This window comes from Prosthecobacter sp. (genome assembly GCF_044373815.1).
GTDB lineage: Bacteria > Verrucomicrobiota > Verrucomicrobiia > Verrucomicrobiales > Verrucomicrobiaceae > Prosthecobacter.
This window is the reverse complement of the sequence record NZ_JBIPNG010000695.1, coordinates 1-2551: the sequence shown is the minus strand read 5'-3', so window position 1 is coordinate 2551 and position 2551 is coordinate 1. Positions and strand designations below refer to the sequence as shown.

General features: G+C 60.3%; 3 protein-coding genes. All 3 read right to left on the bottom strand.

The window, feature by feature from the left end; all coding sequences use genetic code 11:
- Nucleotides 1-579: hypothetical protein (locus ACIREA_RS30400; protein WP_397386064.1), on the bottom strand; the 579-nt coding region annotated here is incomplete at its 3' end.
- 424 nt (nt 580-1003) lie between these two features.
- The gene (locus ACIREA_RS30395) at nt 1004-1846 is read right to left on the bottom strand and encodes a hypothetical protein (protein ID WP_397386063.1); all 843 of its coding nucleotides are present in this window, start codon (nt 1844-1846) and stop codon (nt 1004-1006) included.
- Nucleotides 1847-1931: 85 nt separating this feature from the next.
- Nucleotides 1932-2551, bottom strand: a 620-nt coding sequence (locus tag ACIREA_RS30390; protein WP_397386062.1) for a hypothetical protein, incomplete at its 5' end; no start/stop codon positions are given.

Here is a 2551-nt window from a genome sequence, read left to right as displayed (position 1 = left end):
GAACTTGTTGTTTAAGAGCTGGCCGTCCTGCACGGAGAGGCGGCCCTGCTGGACGAGCTGGGTGATGTTTTCGGGGGTGAGTCCGGCCTGGGTGAGGGCGGCGTCTGCGGCTTTGCGGTCTGTGGTAGAGGTGGTGGCGGCGATGCCTTTTTGGATGAGATCGCTGACCTGGGCCTCGCTGTAAGGGGGCTGGGTGCCGGGGAGGTAAATGGGGGTGCCATCTGGGGAGCCGCTGGCGGCGAGATTTGCGGCGGCCTGGCTGAACTGGCCATCGGGGCCGGGGGTGAGGGTGATGCGATTGGTCTTTGGGTCGAGGGTGGCAAAGGGCTGGTGGGTGCCGCTGCCGTCTGCTGAGGGGCGTGAGAGGCTGTAGGAGCCGTCTGCGCTGCGGGTGACGCGGACGTTTTCGGGATCGGCGATGCCGAGGGAATTCTGCGCAGTGGCGCGTGCGGCAGCGGCCTGCAGGAGCATGTCGTGCAGGGAGATGCTTTTTCCTGCGGGGGGCTGTGCGCCGCCGAAGGATTTCTCTGCGGCGGCAAAGAGGCGCTGGGTGGGCTGGGGGACGAGGGCCTGGCGCATGGTGGCGGCGCTGGCGGGGTCTTTTTTCTCGGCCTCGGCGATGAGGCTGAGATGGGTGGCGCGGGTGTTTCCGTGGGCGGAGTGTGCGTCTTTCTGCCACTGGGTGTCTGCGGGGCTCTCTGCGGCGGCGGTTTTATGCAGGCCGATCTCTGCCTGGCGGGCGCGCTGCTCATGGGCGAGGGCGCTGTCCGCGCTGCTCGGGCGGGCGGTTCATCACATTGTGGATGAGCTTCTGCGACTGCTCCACGCTCAGCGGCGGGGTGGAGGGCCCGGGCGGAAGAGGAAGTTGACCGCTGTTGACGGTGGTTGACTGTTGTTGGCCGGAACCTGAGCCGTCGGGAGCGACTGATGTGGTATTTACTGGTATTGAAGGCGGTGACTGATCCTGACTCGTCTTGGCAGGGAAAGATCGCTGCGGTTCTTCCTATTTTTCTTTGGGGGATTTATCGGCTGGGACTCCGGACTTGGCAGGCAGTGCGCTCTGGGGCACCTGCGGTGCATTGTAGGCCATGGCGGTCAGTCGCGAATGCATGCTCTCACTGGGCTGCAGCAGCACCACATCCACCGCATGGATGGCGCCGCTCTTCTCACGCACGAAGTTCTTCGGCACCGCATCGCTGGCGGCGATGTCGCGCGATTCATGAATGTACGCGCCGTCATACGCCCGGAGGAAATTATGCGCGCGCATGAAGACGTCGATCTCCTTTTGTGTGGGCTCTGGCCGTTGCGGATCTGGCACGCGCAGTGGCTGAGTTGTGGCCAGTCTTTCGGCTGTTTCCCCGGGCATCAACACCCAGCCTTCGACAGTGACGTTATCTCCCAGCAGTTCATTGTGCCAGGCCAGACGCTGTAGGTAACCGGAAAGACCGCGCTCCTCGGCACCTAGTTCGCCTGGATTGGTAACTTTAGTGACATGTTTGGATGATGGATCGATATACACCGCATGCTCTGCGCCTTTTTTTTGACGCAACGAGGCAATGCCTTGGATCAGTTTTTGTTCACTGATGACAGAGATACCTCCAAAGTTCCGGACCATGGCAGAGCCATGAGGGCTGCCGGTTTGTGAGTCTTTAGTTGAAGTCCGGGAGTCTTGCAGAGCTTTGCCCCATTGCAGTGCCAGGTGATCCTCGGGCTTGCACAGCTTCACTGTTCCTGCGTTCAGTCCCGCCAGCAGTTCCTCAGGAGTTGTCTCCTCCAATGCTTCCAAGGAGTCTTGCAGAGTCCCGATTTTGATCTTCGGCCAGTCCTCAACATCGTACGCTTTCATCTGTGATTACATTAATGCCTTTGGGGGACGCGACAATGAAGAAAGCAGGTGATTGCATCGCCGTGCGTGGCGGCAGCCAGCTTGTTTATTTTTGAGTATGTGAATCATCGGTCGTAGCGCCGGGTTTGGCGGGCAGCGCGCTTTTCGGCACCTGCGGTTCATTGTAGGCCATCGCTGTCAGGCGTGAATGCATGCTCTCACTGGGCTGAACCAGCAGCACATCGACCGGATGAATCTCTCCACTCTTCTCACGCACGAAGTTCTTCGGCACCGCATCGCTGGCGGCGATGTCGCGCGATTCATGAATGTACGCGCCGTCATAAGCACGCAGGAAGCCGTGGGCACGCATGTAGACATCGATCTCCTTTTGCGTGGGCTCCGGCCTCTGTGGATCTGGAACGCGCAGGGGCTGAGTTGTGACCAGTCGTTCGGTTGTTTCCCCGGGCATTTTCACCCAGCCTTCGACGGTGATGTGATCTCCGAGTAGCTCGTTGTGCCAGGCCAGGCGCTGTAGGTAACCGGATAGACCACGCTCTTCGGCACCCAGTTCACCTGGGTTGGTCAGTTTGACGGCGCGGCTTGAAGCATGGTCAAAGAACACCTTGTGCTCTGCTCCACCTGCTTCCTCTAGGTTGGAGAGACCTTCTCTCAGTCTTTCTTCGTCGAGGATCGGGATGCCTCCGCGGCCTTGGCCCATTTCAGGCA

Coding starts and splice junctions, on each gene's coding strand:
- ACIREA_RS30395 (WP_397386063.1), bottom strand. CDS start 1,846: ATGAAAGCGTACGATGTTGAGGACTGGCCGAAGATCAAAATCGGGACT.